Source organism: Acinetobacter sp. WU_MDCI_Abxb74 (assembly GCF_025513915.1).
GTDB lineage: Bacteria > Pseudomonadota > Gammaproteobacteria > Pseudomonadales > Moraxellaceae > Acinetobacter > Acinetobacter calcoaceticus_C.
In genome coordinates this window covers 794,894-812,246 of sequence record NZ_JAHPRP010000001.1, presented here as the reverse complement: position 1 = coordinate 812,246, position 17,353 = coordinate 794,894, and the positions used below count along the sequence as shown (strand labels likewise).

Here is a 17,353-nt window from a genome sequence, read left to right as displayed (position 1 = left end):
TCCTTATTGCTTACTGTGCTGGCGCGACTTGTACAACGTGCTGTACAAAGATACCCGGGGTAATAATGTGCTCTGGGTCTAATCCACCCAGTTCAACTACTTCAGAAACCTGAACAATGGTGACATCAGCCGCCATGGCCATGATTGGGCCAAAGTTACGTGCAGATTTACGGTAAACCAGATTGCCCCAACGGTCGCCCTTGTAAGCTTTAATTAAGGCGAAGTCCGCCTTAATTGGATATTCAAGTACGTAGTCTTTACCATCAATCTCACGGGTTTCTTTACCTTCAGCTAGAAGTGTGCCAAAGCCTGTTGGGGTAAACACAGCCCCAAGTCCCATACCTGCTGCCTGAATACGACAAGCCAAGTTACCTTGTGGTACGACTTCAAGCTCAACCTTTCCGGCACGGTACAGTTCATCAAACACATAAGAGTCTGATTGACGCGGGAAAGAACAGATGACTTTTTTCACTGAACCAGCCTTAAGCAATTTAGCCAGACCGTAATCGCCATTACCGGCATTGTTGCTGACAATCGTTAAATCTTTAACACCCAGTTCAATCAGTCCGTCAATGAGTTCAGCGGGTTGTCCTGCGGTACCAAAACCACCAATCAGGATGGTGGCACCATCTTTAATTTGCGACAGAACCTCGGTAAGTGAGGACTTACTTTTGTCAATCATGTGAAAAACCTTAAAACGTGGGGTAAGGGTGTAGATTATTTATGACTACCGCTAAAAATTTATTCGAAATTCTTAGCGGTAGTCATAAATAAAGCTTCCAAAAAGATGGATTAAAAGCGAATTTTTAATCCATCTGACTTAGATCATTAAGCACTAGCGCGACGGCGTTCAACTTCAGTAGAAGGTGCAGCAGCGGCGTCTTTCACAAGTTCAATGTTAAATGTGATGTGTTTGAAAGCGTGATCTAAACCACGACGTTGAATTTCAGCTGGGTCAGTTACATCAACTGCTGTTGCAACTAAGCCATCACGGGTTGCAAAAGCAAAGTCGTCCCATAAATACTCATCGCCCTCAATGTTGAATTGAGTTGTAAGCTTGCGGAAACCCGGTGCAGAAACGAAGTAATGAACGTGAGATGGACGGTTACCATGACGACCTAACTTGTTAAGAAGCGCTTGGGTGGTTCCTTCTGGAGGGCAACCATAACCAACAGGCATAGTCGTTAGCGCAACATATTTACCATCAGCATCAGTCAAAATACTACGACGTAAGTTAAAGTCAGATTGAGACTTGTCAAAGAATGAGTAATTACCCAAGCTGTTGGCATGCCATATTTCAACTTTTGCATTTTCAATGATTTTGCCATCTGTATCTGTCACAGTACCTTCAATAATTAAGGTATCGATTTTACCTGTTTCAGTACCATCATCCATACGTGCAAAACCAACAGTTTCAGGCGCACCAGCTACATAAAGTGGGCCTTCGATGGTACGAGGCGTACCACCAGCAACGCCTGCTTTGGCATCGGCTTCATCAGCACGTAAATCAAGGTAATGCTCAAGACCTAGACCAGCTGCCAACAGTCCAAGTTCATTGGCTTGGCCTGCATCTGTGAAATATTCCAGACCTTTCCATACTTCTGACGGTTGGATATCTAAATCTTCGATGGCTTGAAATAAATCCCCGAGAAGGCGCACTACAATTTGCTGAACACGTGCATCGACTTGGCCTTTAGCTGTGTCGATATTCATTTGTTTTACAAGCGCATCAATTTGTTGACGGTTCATACTAAAACTCCTTAAGTATGCAATACGGTTTTGGGTGGCAGTGTTGCGGGCATTTTGTTTTGCTAGCGAATAATGACTGCCACATTCCTTGTTACCTTCTGAATCAATATATTTAGTTTTTAAATGGACTTCAGAAATCACATTTAAAAATTCTTTTTGATTTACGAATCATCATCACGAACAGAAGAAGGGTGGCGATTAAGTGCCATGACTTCGATGTTCATGTAAGGATAGAGGGGTAATCCCTGTAAAATATTGTGCAATTCCTCATTGCTCTCTACATCAAAAATACTGATGTTTGAGTACTGACCTGTAACTCGCCAGATGTGACGCCATTTACCTTGACGTTGTAAGTCTTGCGAATAGGCTTTTTCAACGGCCTTAATTTCATTTGCTTTGTCGGCTGGCATATCAAGTGGAATATGCACATCCATACGTACATGAAATAACATGGGAAACTCCTTATCCTGTTGCCTTAGCGACGTAACTTCTCAACTTTGTTTTCATCAATTTCAATGCCTAGGCCTGGAGCTGTTGGCAAGTGCAATTCAAAGTTCTCGTAGTGTAAAGGTTCTTTTAAAATTTCTTCGGTCAGTAATAACGGGCCAAATAATTCGGTACCGAATGCTAATGTTTCAAAAGTTGCAAATGCATGAGCAGACGCAATGCTACCTACAGGGCCTTCAAGCATGGTGCCGCCATAAAGGTCGATTCCAGCCAAACCTGCAATTTTGGCAACTTCACATGCTTCAATTAGACCGCCAGATTGCTCAATTTTTACTGCAAATACATCGGCGCCATGATTTTTTGAAATACGGTACGCACTGTCTGGTCCAGTTAAAGCTTCATCAGCCATGATTGGGACATCAAAACGATGGGTTAAACGAGCAAGTGCTTCAGTATTTTGAATAGCACAAGGTTGTTCGATTAAGTCGATTCCGCCATCTTGCAGTTGTTGAATACCTTGAATACATTCCAGCTCTGACCATGCACGATTTACATCAACACGTACACTAATATCTGTGCCAAGTGCTTTTTTAATTGCAATGACATGGTCAACATCGTGCTGTAAAGGGCGTGAGCCAATTTTGAGCTTGAACGTGTTATGACGTTTCAACTCAATCATTTTTCGCGCTTCAGCAATATCTTTTTCTGTGTCGCCAGACGCCAGAGTCCAAAGTACAGGTAAACTATTGCGTAGACGTCCACCTAAAACTTCGCTTAATGGCACGCCTAAACGTTTTGCCTGAATATCAAGTAGGGCAGTCTGAATGGCACATTTCGCAAAACGGTTACCATTAATATTTTTACGAATCAGTTTTAGTGTTTGAGCAACGTTTAAATCTTTAACTGATGTGAGTAATGGTGCAAAGTAAGTATCAATATTGGCTTTGACACTTTCAGGACTTTCTTCACCATAGTTCAGTCCACCAATGGTGGTCGCTTCACCCCAACCGACAATACCATCCGTAGTCGTAATTTTAACGAGCACCAAAGTCTGAGTACGCATTGTGGTTACAGACAACTGGTGAGGACGGATAGTTGGAATATCCACAAGTATGGTTTCTATGGTTCTATACATGAAGTTTCAACTATTTCAAACTTATTTACATACCATAGAAGAATGTAATAGCCTAAAATAGATATAGAACGGTATTTTAAGATACTAAAAAGGTATATTAATGGAATTAAGACATCTACGTTATTTTGTTACCGTTGTTGAAGAGCAAAGCCTGACAAAAGCGGCTGAGAAGCTTTTTATTGCCCAGCCACCTTTAACGCGTCAAATCAAAAAGCTAGAGGAAGAGTTAGGGATTGATTTGTTTGTGAAAGGTTCACGTCCATTAAAAGCGACAGAAGCAGGCCTGTTTTTTTACCAACATGCGGTACAAATCTTAACGCATACCGCTCAAGCGGCTTCTATGGCTAAAAAAATGAAGCTGGTCGATAACATTGTCAAAGTAGGTTATGTCAGCTCACTGCTTTACGGGCGTCTACCACAAATCATTTATCTATTTAGACAAAAAAATCCTGACATTCATGTTGAACTGATTGAGTGCGGAACACGAGATCAGGTTGAAGCTTTAAAATTAGGGAAAATCGATTTAGGTTTTGGTCGATTACCCATTAGTGATCCAGCCATTAAAAGACTTCTACTCAGAAAAGAAAAATTAAAATTAGCGATTCATAAAAAACATCCTTTAAGTGAATTTCAAGATTCGGGAATTTATTTATCTCAAATCATTAATGAGACGATTTTTTCTTATCCAACTACGCCTAAGCCGAACTTTTCCACCACTATTCAAGCTTTATTTACCAAGTTAGGTTTAATTCCAGCCAAATTCACCGAAGTGCGAGAAATTCATATGGCATTGGGACTCGTGGCGTCCGGAGAAGGGATTTGTATTATTCCAGAAAGTGCCTGTGACATTGGAATGAAGAATTTAACTTACTTAAATATCTTAGACTTAGAAGCTTATAGTCCGATTTCTCTATCTATGCGAAACATGGATCAAAGTTCGTATATTCCTAAAATTTTAGATTGTATTGAAGAGATCTATAGCCAAGAAGAAGTGTCTAGAAATTTGAATTTATAAATTTTTAATACGATTAAAATTGAATTTTCATGTTATTTTAAAACTTTAAACCTATAGGTAATATGTAAAAGGAATTATTGAATGAGAAAAATTTTAGGAATAGCTTCTCTCATTATGTCTACTGGTGTTGTACATGCTGAACAATTAAATGAACAAGAACAAATTTCTCCATACAGTGCAAATGTAACTTTCGCGAGTCAATATATATCACGTGGTTTCCAACAAACATGGGGTAAACCAGCTTTACAGATTGGTTTAGATTATGCAAATCCGAATGGATTATTTGTGGGTACTTGGGCATCAAATGTGAGTTCTAACTATCTTCGAGATGCTTCAGTTGAGTGGGACTTTTATGCTGGTTACTTAAAAACTTTTGATAAGTTTTCGGCTGGCATGACGGTTTTTTATTACTACTATCCAGGAGCTGAAAGCACACCTGAAACGGGTAGTACCAGTTATGACTATGGCGAAATTGTGCCGCAAATTGGTTATGGACCTTTAACGCTTAAATACTTTATTACCTATACGCCAGATTATGCAGGTTATAACTCAAATACGATGGGTGGTCCAGAAGGTAAACGCTCAAGAGGAACAACATATCTGGATTTAACTTTTACGCAGCCAATAAATGAAACTTGGACTTTTGGTGCCCATTATGGCTATGAAAGAATTAAAAATTTCTCAGAAGCTAATTTTCAGGATGTTAAAGTCGAACTTATTAAAGATTTAGGTGACGGTTGGAATACAGGATTAGCCTACACCAAAGCTTGGGATAAGGATGGGTTCTATAAGAAGTATAGTAATGGTGAGCCAGATGCACCTATTTCGAATCCGATTGACTCAACATTTACGGTATCAGTGAAAAAGGTTTTCTAATTTCAAAATATAAAAAACACCTGATTACTTTGTCTTGGGATAATCAGGTGCTAAATAATTAAGATGTATAAAAATTATTTTTTGATTAAATCGTAAGCCATTTTAGTATCGTCTAATTGAACGAGTGACGCATGGCGTGCTGATAATGGATCTTTATTTTCAATTGCTGTCAAAATTGCTTTATGCCTTGGCAATGAATGACCTTGTAAATTTGGGCGTAGACTGGTGACCTGAATAGATTGCTGTAAGGGTAAAACCAGCATTTTTGACATATAGGCCAATAGGTCATTATGTGTTGCTTTGGCAATCGCCAGATGAAATTGAATATCCGGTTCTATAAATTCTTCCACCGTTACAGCTTTTTCCATACCTTCATAGGCATGTTTAATACGTTGAATATCTTCATCGGTGGCTGTGCTTGCTGCAATATAAGCTAACTCTGGTTCAAGAACTCGTCGTACGGTAGAGAGAGTCTTAAAAAACTCATGTTCAGGAGTCGTTTGAATCAGCCAAAAAAGTACATCTGGGTCGAGTAAATGCCATTCATCTTTAGGTCTAACAACAGTACCAATTTTAGGCCTTGAGTAAGTTAAACCTTTGGCATTTAAAACACGTATCGCCTCACGAAAAACAGGGCGGCTGACTTTGTATTCCTCACACAAATCAACTTCACTTGGCAGCTTTTCATTTTCCGAAATTTCTCCAGAAACAATTTTTAGCCCGAGTTGTTGAACAATTAATGCATGTTGGCTTTTGCTAGGAATAGGATTTTTATAGTCAGCTTTGCTCATATTTTACTATTACGACACGTTGAATATCCTATGGTATAGATGACCTTGTCTTTTAACAAGGTCATCTTTTTATAGAAATAAATTTAGTGAGAATGGCGTGGAACTTCTGAACCGCGGCAGCCAACCAAGAAATCAAAATCACAACCTTCATCGGCTTGTAAAACGTGTTCTACATAGAGTTTGCGGTAGCCACCAATAAAACTTGGCGGTGCTGGAGGCGCTAAACTCTCAAGACGTTGTTGAAGTTCTTCATCACTCACTTCTAGGTGAAGTTTTCCTTCATAGGCATCGAGTTCGATAAAGTCACCATTTTGAACTGCGGCTAAAGGCCCGCCCGCCATGGCTTCGGGTGCAACATGTAAAACTACGGTGCCGTATGCTGTACCACTCATACGTGCATCGGAAATACGGACCATATCGGTAATGCCTTTGGCTAAAACTTTTGGAGGTAACCCCATATTTCCAACTTCGGCCATCCCAGGATATCCTTTAGGACCAGCATTTTTCATGACAAGAATACATGTTTCATCGACATCAAGGTCCGGATCGTTAATGCGAGCTTTATAGTCATCGAAGTTTTCAAATACGACTGCACGGCCACGGTGTTTCATGAGTTCGGGTGTCGCAGCAGAGGGTTTGAGCACAGCACCTTTGGGCGCTAAATTGCCACGTAAAATACACATCCCTCCATCTTGTCGAATTGGATTATCAATTTTTCGAATGACTTCATCATTATAAATAGGTGACTGCTGGCAATTTTCCCAAATGGCTTGACCATTTACGGTTAACGCTTGTGGATGTGGTAATAAATTCGCTTCGCCCATACGACGAATCACGGCTGGTAAACCACCACTGTAATAAAACTCCTCCATTAAAAAACGGCCAGAAGGCTGTAAGTCAACAATGGTAGGCATGCCACGGCCCACACGGTTCCAGTCATCGAGTTGTAAATCAACTCCAATACGTCCCGCAATTGCTTTTAAGTGAATCACGGCGTTGGTTGAACCACCAATTGCAGCATTGACTTTAATGGCATTTTCAAAAGCTTCTTTGGTTAGAATTTTAGATAGACGTAAATCTTCATGCACCATGTCGACAATACGCATACCCGATAGGTGAGCTAATACATAACGCCGAGAATCAACTGCTGGAATAGCTGCATTGTGCGGTAAAGACGTACCTAAAGCTTCTGCCATACAAGCCATTGTAGAAGCTGTGCCCATGGTATTACATGTACCTGCCGAGCGTGACATGCCAGACTCGGCAGATAAAAATTCATTTAAATCAATTTTGCCTGCTTTTAATTCTTCATGCATTTGCCAAACAATTGTGCCTGCACCAATGTCTTTACCTTTGTGTTTACCGTTAAGCATTGGGCCACCAGTCACTACAATTGCTGGAATATCACAGCTTGCAGCACCCATTAATAATGCAGGTGTGGTTTTGTCACAACCTGTAAGTAGCACGACTCCGTCAATAGGGTTGCCACGAATGGCTTCTTCAACATCCATGCTGGCCAAGTTACGCGTGAACATAGCGGTTGGACGCAAATTTGATTCACCATTTGAAAACACTGGGAACTCCACAGGGTAACCGCCTGCTTCCAAAATCCCTTTTTTTACATGTTCGGCAATTTTTCGAAAATGTGCATTACAGGGTGTGAGTTCAGACCATGTATTACAAATTCCAATGATCGGTTTACCTTGAAACTCATGATCAGGAATTCCTTGGTTCTTCATCCAGCTACGATACATAAAGCCATTTTTATCAGTTGTACCAAACCAGGCTGCTGAACGAAGAACTTGTTTGTTTTCCATACAAATTTCCCTATATAGTATTACTATTTAAATTTATTTAAATCAAAATACACTAAAAAAATTACTTTTAAAAGGTTTGAAATTTAAATAGTAATACTATATTTTAAATAAAAATGATTATTTGTGAGCAAGAAGCTCTATACATAAATAATGGAAATGGAGACAAAGATGGATTTTGAAAAGGATGTAATACGGACGGTCACGTTTAAGCTCATACCTGCATTAGTCATACTTTATCTGGTCGCATATATCGATCGGGCTGCTGTTGGTTTTGCTCATTTGCACATGGGTGCTGATGTTGGAATTGGCGACGCAGCCTATGGTCTAGGAGCAGGTCTATTTTTTATTGGATATTTTCTTTTTGAAGTTCCAAGTAATTTGCTTTTAGATAAATTTGGCGCTCGTAAATGGTTTACCCGCATTTTGTTGACGTGGGGTTTAATCACCATGGCAATGGCACTCATTCAAGGACCAAAAAGCTTTTATTTTCTACGGTTTTTACTCGGTGTAGCTGAAGCAGGCTTTTTTCCGGGTGTTTTATATCTGATTACGCAATGGTATCCGGTACGCCACCGCGGAAAAATCATGGGCATGTTTGTGCTTTCACAGCCCATTGCCATGATGATTGCTGGGCCTTTAGCAGGTCTATTACTTGGCATGGATGGCATTGCAAATTTACATGGTTGGCAATGGTTATTTATTGCAGTTGGATTGCCTGCGGTTTTATTAGCTTTACCAACATTCCTTTGGCTGCCAGATAATATTGATAAAGTGAAATGGTTGAGCATTGAGCAAAAGCAATGGCTTAAAAATGAACTTATTAAAGATGAAGCGGAATACGATCAAACTCGACACGCCAATCCATTACATGCTTTAAAAGATAAACGCGTACTTTTATTGGCACTCTACTATTTACCAGTAACTTTAAGTATTTATGGTCTAAATCTGTGGTTGCCTTCTATTATCAAACAATTTGGAGGCGGCACCGATCTTCAAATTGGTTTCTTGTCTAGCATTCCCTACATTTTCGGAATTATTGGTCTTCTCATTATTCCACGCAGTACCGACCGTCTAAATGACCGTTATGGACACTTAAGTTTTCTTTACGCATTAGGCGCTTGCGCAATGTTTTTAAGTGGTTGGTTACATTCTCCAGTCATGCAATTGGCTGCTTTGGCTGTGGTTGCATTTTGCCTATTTTCATCAACGGCTGTGTTCTGGACTTTACCGGGGCGTTTCTTAACAGGCACAAGCGCTGCTGCTGGTATTGCCTTAATCAATTCTGTTGGGAATTTAGGTGGCTATGTCGGGCCGTTTGGTATCGGACTTTTAAAAGAATACACAGGAAATATGGCTGCTGGTTTGTATTTCTTATCAATTGTCATGATTTTCGGCTTGATCTTGACCTACATCGTATATGCCAAGCTCGAACGTCAAAAAACACAAACAGTGAATATTCAAAAGCCATTCTAAAGGAATAAAACATGCAAATTATTCAATTTGAAAATCGTGCAAATCAGCGTGCCGTCGCAAAAGTGGAAGGCAACATGGTGTATCCGGTTAAAAATATTCAATCGGTTCGTGATTTAGCACTTTTGGCAATTCGTAATAAAGTTTCATTGGAACAGCAAGTTGAGGCGTTAGGGTTTGAATCAGAGACCTATGATTATTCATCTTTATTAGCAGACCTAAAAGTCTTGCCACCATTGGACCATCCAGATCCGACACATTGTTTAATTTCTGGCACAGGTTTAACCCATTTAGGTTCTGCATCTGCACGAGACAAAATGCATCAACAAAATTTAAGCGATGATAGCTCCGTCACAGACACCATGCGGATATTTCAGTGGGGTCTACAAAAGGGCCGTCCAACAGAAGGACAGGTGGGCGCACAACCAGAATGGTTCTATAAAGGCGATGGTTCAATTGTGGTAAGACCGGGGGCTGAATTACCTTTACCTCCCTTTGCCGAAGATGGCGGAGAAGAACCTGAAATTGCAGGCCTATATGTCATTGGCGAAGACTTAAAGCCTTACCGAATCGGATTTGCACTGGGTAATGAATATTCTGATCATGTGATGGAACGCCGTAATTATCTATATCTAGCTCATTCAAAATTGCGTTTTTGCAGTTTTGGTCCAGCTTTACGGACAGGCGAATTACCAAAACATTTAGTGGGAACCAGCCGTTTGCGCCGTGATGGACAAATCATTTGGGAAAAAGAGTTTCTGTCGGGTGAAGACAATATGTGTCATAGCTTGGCAAATCTAGAATATCACCACTTTAAGTATCAACAATTTTTAAAAGCAGGCGATGTTCACATTCACTATTTCGGTACAGCGACTTTATCTTTTGCCGATGGTATTCAAGCGCAGGTCAACGATGAGTTTGAAATAGAGATGAAAGAGTTTGGCTACCCGCTTAAAAACAAACTTGCCCCTACACAACCAGAACTACCTATTGGTTCAGTCATTACACTTTAAGGAATTTAAAATGGTCATTGGATACAACTTTATTGGCGGTTCACGCAGTGCTCAAAGTACAACACTATTAAAAAGTGTGAATGCAACGACGGGCGAATCTCTGCCTTATGAGTTTCGCCATGCAACTGAACAGGAAGTGAATCAGGCTTGTGAAGCAGCCAGTCAAGCTTTTAAAACTTACCGTCATACCTCTCCTGAACAGCGTGCCACCTTTTTAGAAAATATTGCCGATGAACTTGATGCTTTAAGTACAAATTTTCTAGAGGTCGTTTCACAAGAAACTGCTTTACCGCTTGCCCGTTTGCAAGGTGAGCGTGGACGTACCAGTGGACAAATGCGTCTGTTCGCCAAAGTGTTGCGCCGTGGTGACTTTTTAGGCGCCCGTATTGATACTGCTTTGCCAGAGCGTCAGCCCTTACCACGACCAGACTTACGCCAGATTAAAATCGGTGTTGGCCCCGTTGCTGTATTTGGTGCAAGTAACTTTCCATTAGCCTTTTCAACTGCCGGCGGCGACACCGCTTCTGCACTTGCGGCAGGATGTTCGGTGGTGGTGAAAGCCCATAGCGGTCACATGGCGACAGCAGACTTTGTCGCTCAGGCGATTGAACGTGCCGTAGAGAAATCAAATATGCCAAAAGGCGTATTTAACATGATTTATGGCAATGGTGTGGGTGAACCATTAGTGAAACATCCTTTAATACAGGCAGTAGGTTTTACCGGTTCACTGCGTGGTGGACGGGCTTTATGTGATATGGCGGCAGCACGCCCACAACCGATTCCAGTATTTGCTGAAATGAGCAGTATTAACCCAATGCTAATGTTGCCCGAAGCCTTAAAAAACCGTGGTGAAAAAATTGCACAGGAATTGGCAGATTCAGTCGTTCTAGGCTGTGGTCAGTTCTGTACCAATCCGGGCCTAATTTTGGGAATTAAGTCAGCCGAATTTAGTCAGCTCATTACTAACCTGACCAATATTATGGGCGGCAAACCTGCTCAAACCATGCTGAATGCCGGAACCTTAAAAAGCTATTCGGCGGGTCTGGAACACTTAACTGAGCACCAAGGCATTGAACATTTGGCGGGTCAAACCCAGCAAGGCAATCAGGCTCAGCCACAATTATTTAAAGCTGATGTTGAGTTATTACTGGCGGGTGACCAGCTTTTACAAGAAGAAATCTTTGGTCCAGCAACTGTCATTATTGAAGTTGCAGATAAAGCTCAGCTCCTTCAAGCCTTACAAAGCATGAATGGTCAGCTTACAGCCACTTTAATAGCCGACGAAGCCGATTTAACCGAGTTTGCAGATGTGGTTCCTGTGCTCGAAGAAAAGGCTGGTCGCTTACTGTTAAATGGCTATCCAACAGGTGTGGAAGTGAGCGACGCTATGGTACATGGTGGACCCTACCCAGCAACATCAGATGCAAGAGGCACCTCGGTTGGAACCTTGGCAATTGACCGTTACTTACGTCCAGTGTGTTACCAGAACTATCCGCAAAGCTTATTGCCAGAGGCTTTGAAAGACAGTAACCCATTGCAGATTTTAAGACTTGTAAATGGCGAAATGACCAGAGGCGCGATCTAATAAACTAAAAAGAGACCTGTTAATGGTCTCTTTTTCATTATTTGTTATGAATAGCAATAAATCTACAGTGGGGTCGGCAAATTAAGTACCACCTGAGCGTCTAATAGATTTACCTATTAGATTAGTAAAGATGACTTATTAAATAATTGTGTATATACCATCAATTAAACATGAGCCATTCATAAAACGTGCTCATCGGAAGCGAGGAAAATAGCTAAAAACTTCCAGAAGAATTTTATCAGGCAGACAAATTTATGGCATCGCTACGTGTATTTATAATATTCTAGGTAACTTAGTTTGCTTGTTTTAAATTATGGACAGTAATTATTAATTTTGCTTGCTATTGTACAAAAAGAGATTGCTCCTAACTCTCCCATACCAGAAGCTGCATCTATGATAATACAGGTTTTATTAAGTTTGGATCTAAGTACTCATTGTGAAGTAAGAGCTATAAATATTTTTTATTTCCTATAATTTAATCTAGCTTAAATTTAAAGAATAATAATATTTCATTGAAAATGATAAAGGTGAAAGAGTTTTTAGAACTTGTAGATTAACATAGTTATCTCGTAGGCCTAATACAAATCTTTAAAAGTATTCTATTCCGATTATAAATAAAAACTATTATATGAAACAAAATAAGTATTGGTATTTAGCCGAGGATTTTTCCATTCTTAAACTGTTTTTATGTACACGTTCCAGTAGGTAGCTGTCTCGGAAAATACAAGGGATTTGTTGTGTCTAACTTTGCCTGAACTTCGTATTCCGTTTTTATACCTTCAGTAACGCAGTATACGTTCAATTTTGCAGTTTAAGGAAATATTGATGTCGAATTCTGCTGTTGTTGATTCAGTTGCTTTTGCCTTAAGACAAGCTGAACTATCACAAACTGCGATTATTCCTATTCGTACTGAGCTCGGTGGTGAACAGGCAAATGTGGATATCGCTTATGCAGTACAGGAAATCAATACTGTACGTGCACTCTCGGAAGGGCGTCGTTTAGTAGGTCGAAAAATTGGTCTAACTTCTAAAGTAGTACAAGCCCAACTCGGCGTAGATCAACCTGACTTTGGGATGTTATTTGCTGATATGGCATATGGCGATGGTGAAGTCATTCCAGTGGGTAAGTTGATTCAGCCAAAAGTTGAAGCTGAAATTGCGCTTGTACTCAAAAAGGATTTAACTCAAGCCCGACATACATATGCAGACATTATTAGTGCGACAGACTATGCATTACCAGCTATTGAAATAGTTGATAGTCGTATTGAGAACTGGAAAATCTCATTGATTGACACAGTTGCTGATAATGCATCAAGTGCAGCTTTTGTGCTGGGTTCACGTCCAGTACAGCTTAATCAACTCGATTTAGTTAATTGCAAAATGACGATGACTCGTGGTGACGAAGTCGTTTCGCAAGGCGTTGGTAAAGCTTGTTTAGCTAATCCATTGAATGCAGCAGTTTGGTTAGCTGATGAAATGGTACGACGCGGACGTCCATTACAAGCAGGAGATATTGTCCTGACTGGGGCATTGGGTCCAATGGTGGTGGCTGATCCAGGGGATGAGTTTAAAGTTGAAATTGAAGGCTTCAATTCAGTTGTTGCATGCTTTGCTGCTGAATAAAGGATAGGAAAATGAAAAAGATAAAATGTGCCTTAATTGGTCCAGGAAATATTGGAACAGATTTGTTGTATAAATTGCAGCGTAGTGAAGTTTTGGAGCCAGTATGGATGGTTGGAATTGATCCTACTTCCGAAGGCTTGGCTCGCGCTGAAAAAATGGGTTTAAAAACCACGGCTGAAGGGGTTGACGGTTTATTACCTCATGTACTTGAAGATGAGATCAAAATTGCTTTTGATGCAACTTCAGCATATGTGCATGCAGAGAACAGTCGCAAGCTCAATGAGCTTGGGGTGTTAATGATTGATTTGACTCCTGCGGCAATTGGTCCATTTTGTGTTCCGCCAGTGAATTTGGAAGCTTTGTTAGATGCTGGTGAAGTACCCAATGTGAATATGGTGACTTGTGGTGGGCAAGCCACTATTCCGATGGTCGCGGCAATTTCACGGGTACAGACTGTTAACTATGCTGAAATCATTGCAACAGTATCAACTAAATCAGTTGGTCCCGGTACGCGTAAAAATATTGATGAATTTACCCGTACAACTGCTGGAGCAATTGAAAAAGTTGGTGGCGCCAAACAAGGTAAAGCCATCATTATTATCAATCCTGCTGAACCACCATTAATGATGCGTGACACCGTACATTGTTTAGTTGATGGAGAACCTGACCAAGCTGCAATTACTGAATCAGTAAATGCCATGATCAAAGAGGTACAAAAGTACGTACCCGGCTACAAACTGGTGAATGGACCTGTATTTGATGGCAATCGTGTTTCTATGTTTCTTGAAGTAGAAGGCTTAGGCGATTATTTACCGAAATATGCAGGTAATCTTGACATTATGACTGCGGCAGCTGCACGTACTGCAGAAATGTTTGCAGAACGTGTTTTATCTAATCAAAAAGCTGAAGTTGTTTAAGGAGAAACCGTATGTCTAAGATTATTGTGCATGATATGACGTTACGTGATGGTATGCATCCACAACGTCATCAAACTACAGTTGAGCAAATGATTGCCATTTCAACCGCGTTAGACGAAGCGGGTGTGCCATTAATTGAAGTGACTCATGGTGATGGCTTAGGGGGGAGTTCCGTTAACTACGGTTTCGCTGCTGCAACAGATGAAGAATATTTATCTGCGGTTGTGCCACGCATGAAAAATGCCAAGGTGTCAGCGTTGTTATTGCCTGGCATTGGAACAGTTGATCATTTAAAAATGGCATATGAGATTGGTGTTTCAACCATTCGTGTTGCAACACACTGTACAGAAGCAGACGTGTCTGAGCAGCATATTACTGCTGCACGAAAATTGGGAATGGACACCGTAGGCTTTCTAATGTTGGCACATATGGCATCGCCACAACATTTGCTAGAAGAAGCAAAAAAAATGGTGTCTTACGGTGCTAACTGTATTTATGTCACTGACTCTGCTGGGTACATGTTGCCACAAGATGTTACTGATCGGGTTGGGTTACTTCGTCAAGAACTTGATAGCAGTATTGAGTTAGGTTTCCATGGCCACCATAACTTGGGTATGGGCGTTGCCAATACAGTCGCTGCAGTTGAAGCTGGTGCAATTCGGGTTGATTTGGCAGCAGCTGGTCTAGGAGCTGGGGCAGGCAATACACCACTTGAGTTATTTATTGCGGTTGCAAATCGTATGCAAATAGAAACAGGCGTAGACTTGTTTAAGGTACAGGATATTGCAGAAGATCTTGTGATTCCAATGATGCTAAACCCAATTCGTGCAGATCGTGATGCAGCAACATTAGGTTATGCAGGTGTATATTCATCTTTCTTGTTGTTTGCAAAACGTGCCGAAGCTAAATATGGCATCTCTGCACGTGAAATTTTATTAGAGCTTGGTCGCCGTGGTACGGTTGGGGGACAAGAAGATATGATTGAAGATCTTGCCTTGACCATGTCAAAAGCGAAAGTAATGAGCGCATAAGTTTTTTACAAATGAGAAAGAGCACTCCACGAGAGTGCTTTTTTTCATTTACTGATTTGATATAGATGAAATAACTTGAATATAAGCGTTATTTTCTATAAATGGATAGATATTATTTTTGATTGGATGAGCTTCTATTTAAATAAAAAAACGATTAGAAAATTAAAAATAGCGAATTTAAATAAAGCTATTTTAATAAAAAATAGATATATAACAAATGTTTATTCTGTTTTTTGGGAGATGATTAATCGTTTTTAGTGATCTGTTAAAAATCTTCATTACTGGAAAAGTAACATTTTTTTAAAGCATTGAGTTTAAAAAGAAAAATATCTTAATACTCTAGTCGAATTTTTCATAAAAATAGAGTTGAGCATGATAGGGCTTGGTTTCATGGATTGATTGAAAGGAAGTACGCAATGCGTCGTCAAACGTTATGGATCGCAATGGCTTGCGCAATAGCAACAATAGGGGCTACTGGCACATATGCAGGCTTTGTTGAAGATAGTCAGGTTCAGCTGAAATTTAAAAACTTCTATTTAGATCGTCAGTATGATGACACCCCCGCAAAAAACTGGGGGAGTTGGTCGCAAGCTGCGACACTGGATGCAAAATCGGGCTATGCAGAGTTTGGGGCGTTACAACTCGGTGTTGATGTGTTAGCACAGTACGCTGTGCGTCTGGATGGCCGTGACCGTAATGCCGATTGGGTTCTGCCGTACAGTGGGATTTCCGGTACAGGCACGGGAAAACAAGATCGCCAGTTTGGAAAAATAGGAGCAACTCTTAAAGCGAAAATCAGCCAAACTGAATTACGAATTGGTGAAATTTTACCTGTAACACCAGTAATTCATTTTGATCCATCACGTCAATTATTGACCACTTATAATGGGGTCTGGCTAGAGTCAAAAGATCTTAAAAATACTAAATTAACACTGGGTTATTTGGATAGTATCAACGCTCGCTATGAAAATCAGCCAATGGATTTTGGTCTATGGCCTAAAGCATTAAATAATGATGGTAAAACTGATGGGATGTATGTCGCGGGCATAAATTACCAATTAAATAAAAACTGGTCTGCAAGTTACTTTTATGGCGATGTGACGAATATCTATCGTCAAAATTACTTGGGTGTGAACTATAAAAACAATTATGAAAAGTTAAAAGTCGATTCACACATACGTTTTTTCGACAATGCAGAGTCGGGAGATGCTTTGTATGGTGATATTGATAATCAGGCATTGTCTATAGGCTCAACCTTAACTTATGGCTCACACAGCCTAGGTTTATCTTATCAGCAAATGTTTGGTGACCATGGTAGTAACCCGAGTGCAGCAACTGGTGCACCATATTTCCCATCCCTCGCAGGTTGGGTACCTCAGCCTTATTTGGATAACTGGTCAGTTGCGAGTTTTATCCGTAAAGATGAGAAATCGGTGGGTGTGGTTTATAGCTATGATTTTACCGATATTGGCATTAAAGGTTTAAAAACCACTGCAAAATATTGGCATGGTTGGGGCATTGATTCAGCTTATGAATCAAGTGCATTAACAGGCAAAGGCAAAGAAGATGAATTTAACTTTATTCTGAATTACGTAGTGCCGGAAGGGAAGTTAAAAGGCTTAGGTTTTCAGTGGATGTACATCGATGTGAACTTTGACAATATTGCAGGCCAAGCAAGCGATTTGCAGGAACATCGTATTGCAACCACATACACCTATAAATTTTAAAGGATTTTAAATATTTATTTAAATAACAAATAGTTATTAATATTTTTTTTATATCATATCATCGTAAACAAGTATCAGTTTAAGTACTTTGAACGGGTAATATGGATGAGCAAAACATTTAAAATTTGGCCTAGTAAAAGCAGTTTAATCTTGAGTT

The 17,353-nt window shown here is 40.3% G+C and carries 15 protein-coding genes; 9 read left to right on the top strand and 6 right to left on the bottom strand.

Annotated features, from left to right (window positions below; translation table 11 throughout):
- Positions 1-10 precede the first annotated feature (10 nt).
- The 4 genes from KTH84_RS03920 to KTH84_RS03905 form a co-directional block, all read right to left on the bottom strand.
- Positions 11-682, bottom strand: coding sequence for a 3-oxoacid CoA-transferase subunit A (locus KTH84_RS03920; protein ID WP_133973355.1), 672 nt, complete (start codon positions 680-682; stop codon positions 11-13).
- A gap of 146 nt (positions 683-828) precedes the next feature.
- Positions 829-1,749 (bottom strand): catechol 1,2-dioxygenase, encoded by a 921-nt coding sequence (gene catA, locus KTH84_RS03915; RefSeq protein WP_262472075.1) that lies wholly within the window; start codon positions 1,747-1,749, stop codon positions 829-831.
- 161 nt (positions 1,750-1,910) lie between these two features.
- On the bottom strand, positions 1,911-2,201 hold the full coding sequence (catC, locus tag KTH84_RS03910; RefSeq protein ID WP_003651954.1) for a muconolactone Delta-isomerase: 291 nt from the start codon (positions 2,199-2,201) through the stop codon (positions 1,911-1,913).
- Between the two features lie 23 nt (positions 2,202-2,224).
- Positions 2,225-3,331 (bottom strand): muconate/chloromuconate family cycloisomerase, encoded by a 1,107-nt coding sequence (locus tag KTH84_RS03905; protein ID WP_262472074.1) that lies wholly within the window; start codon positions 3,329-3,331, stop codon positions 2,225-2,227.
- A 100-nt stretch (positions 3,332-3,431) separates the two neighbouring features.
- On the opposite strand from KTH84_RS03905, the gene KTH84_RS03900 reads away from it, so the two are divergent.
- Together KTH84_RS03900 and KTH84_RS03895 are read left to right on the top strand one after the other, a co-directional pair.
- A complete protein-coding gene (locus KTH84_RS03900; RefSeq protein WP_075431426.1) occupies positions 3,432-4,346 on the top strand; it encodes a LysR family transcriptional regulator in 915 nt (304 codons plus the stop codon).
- An 81-nt stretch (positions 4,347-4,427) separates the two neighbouring features.
- Entirely contained in the window at positions 4,428-5,222 is a 795-nt protein-coding gene (locus KTH84_RS03895; protein WP_262472072.1) for a TorF family putative porin, read from the top strand.
- Positions 5,223-5,296: 74 nt separating this feature from the next.
- Here the strand turns inward: KTH84_RS03895 and KTH84_RS03890 are convergent, their stop codons facing one another.
- Together KTH84_RS03890 and KTH84_RS03885 are read right to left on the bottom strand one after the other, a co-directional pair.
- Positions 5,297-6,013, bottom strand: a complete 717-nt coding sequence (locus tag KTH84_RS03890) for a FadR/GntR family transcriptional regulator (RefSeq protein ID WP_042896165.1) — start codon at positions 6,011-6,013, stop codon at positions 5,297-5,299.
- Positions 6,014-6,096: 83 nt separating this feature from the next.
- On the bottom strand, positions 6,097-7,830 hold the full coding sequence (locus tag KTH84_RS03885) for an IlvD/Edd family dehydratase (protein ID WP_262472071.1): 1,734 nt from the start codon (positions 7,828-7,830) through the stop codon (positions 6,097-6,099).
- Positions 7,831-7,998: 168 nt separating this feature from the next.
- Between KTH84_RS03885 and abaQ the strand changes: the two genes are divergently transcribed.
- From abaQ to KTH84_RS03850, 7 genes are all read left to right on the top strand, one after another.
- The gene (gene abaQ / locus KTH84_RS03880; RefSeq protein WP_197731011.1) at positions 7,999-9,303 is read left to right on the top strand and encodes a multidrug efflux MFS transporter AbaQ; all 1,305 of its coding nucleotides are present in this window, start codon (positions 7,999-8,001) and stop codon (positions 9,301-9,303) included.
- 11 nt (positions 9,304-9,314) lie between these two features.
- Positions 9,315-10,313: an AraD1 family protein gene (araD1, locus tag KTH84_RS03875; RefSeq protein ID WP_262472069.1), complete on the top strand. Its 999-nt coding sequence runs from the start codon at positions 9,315-9,317 to the stop codon at positions 10,311-10,313.
- A gap of 10 nt (positions 10,314-10,323) precedes the next feature.
- Entirely contained in the window at positions 10,324-11,898 is a 1,575-nt protein-coding gene (locus tag KTH84_RS03870) for an aldehyde dehydrogenase (NADP(+)) (protein WP_262472068.1), read from the top strand.
- 825 nt (positions 11,899-12,723) lie between these two features.
- Positions 12,724-13,521, top strand: a complete 798-nt coding sequence (locus tag KTH84_RS03865) for a fumarylacetoacetate hydrolase family protein (RefSeq protein ID WP_262472066.1) — start codon at positions 12,724-12,726, stop codon at positions 13,519-13,521.
- An 11-nt stretch (positions 13,522-13,532) separates the two neighbouring features.
- Positions 13,533-14,438, top strand: coding sequence for an acetaldehyde dehydrogenase (acetylating) (locus KTH84_RS03860; protein ID WP_262472064.1), 906 nt, complete (start codon positions 13,533-13,535; stop codon positions 14,436-14,438).
- 11 nt (positions 14,439-14,449) lie between these two features.
- Complete coding sequence (gene dmpG / locus KTH84_RS03855) at positions 14,450-15,469, top strand: 4-hydroxy-2-oxovalerate aldolase (RefSeq protein WP_262472062.1); 1,020 nt, start codon at positions 14,450-14,452, stop codon at positions 15,467-15,469.
- Positions 15,470-15,885: 416 nt separating this feature from the next.
- Positions 15,886-17,196 (top strand): OprD family porin, encoded by a 1,311-nt coding sequence (locus KTH84_RS03850; RefSeq protein WP_262472060.1) that lies wholly within the window; start codon positions 15,886-15,888, stop codon positions 17,194-17,196.
- Positions 17,197-17,353: the final 157 nt, after the last annotated feature.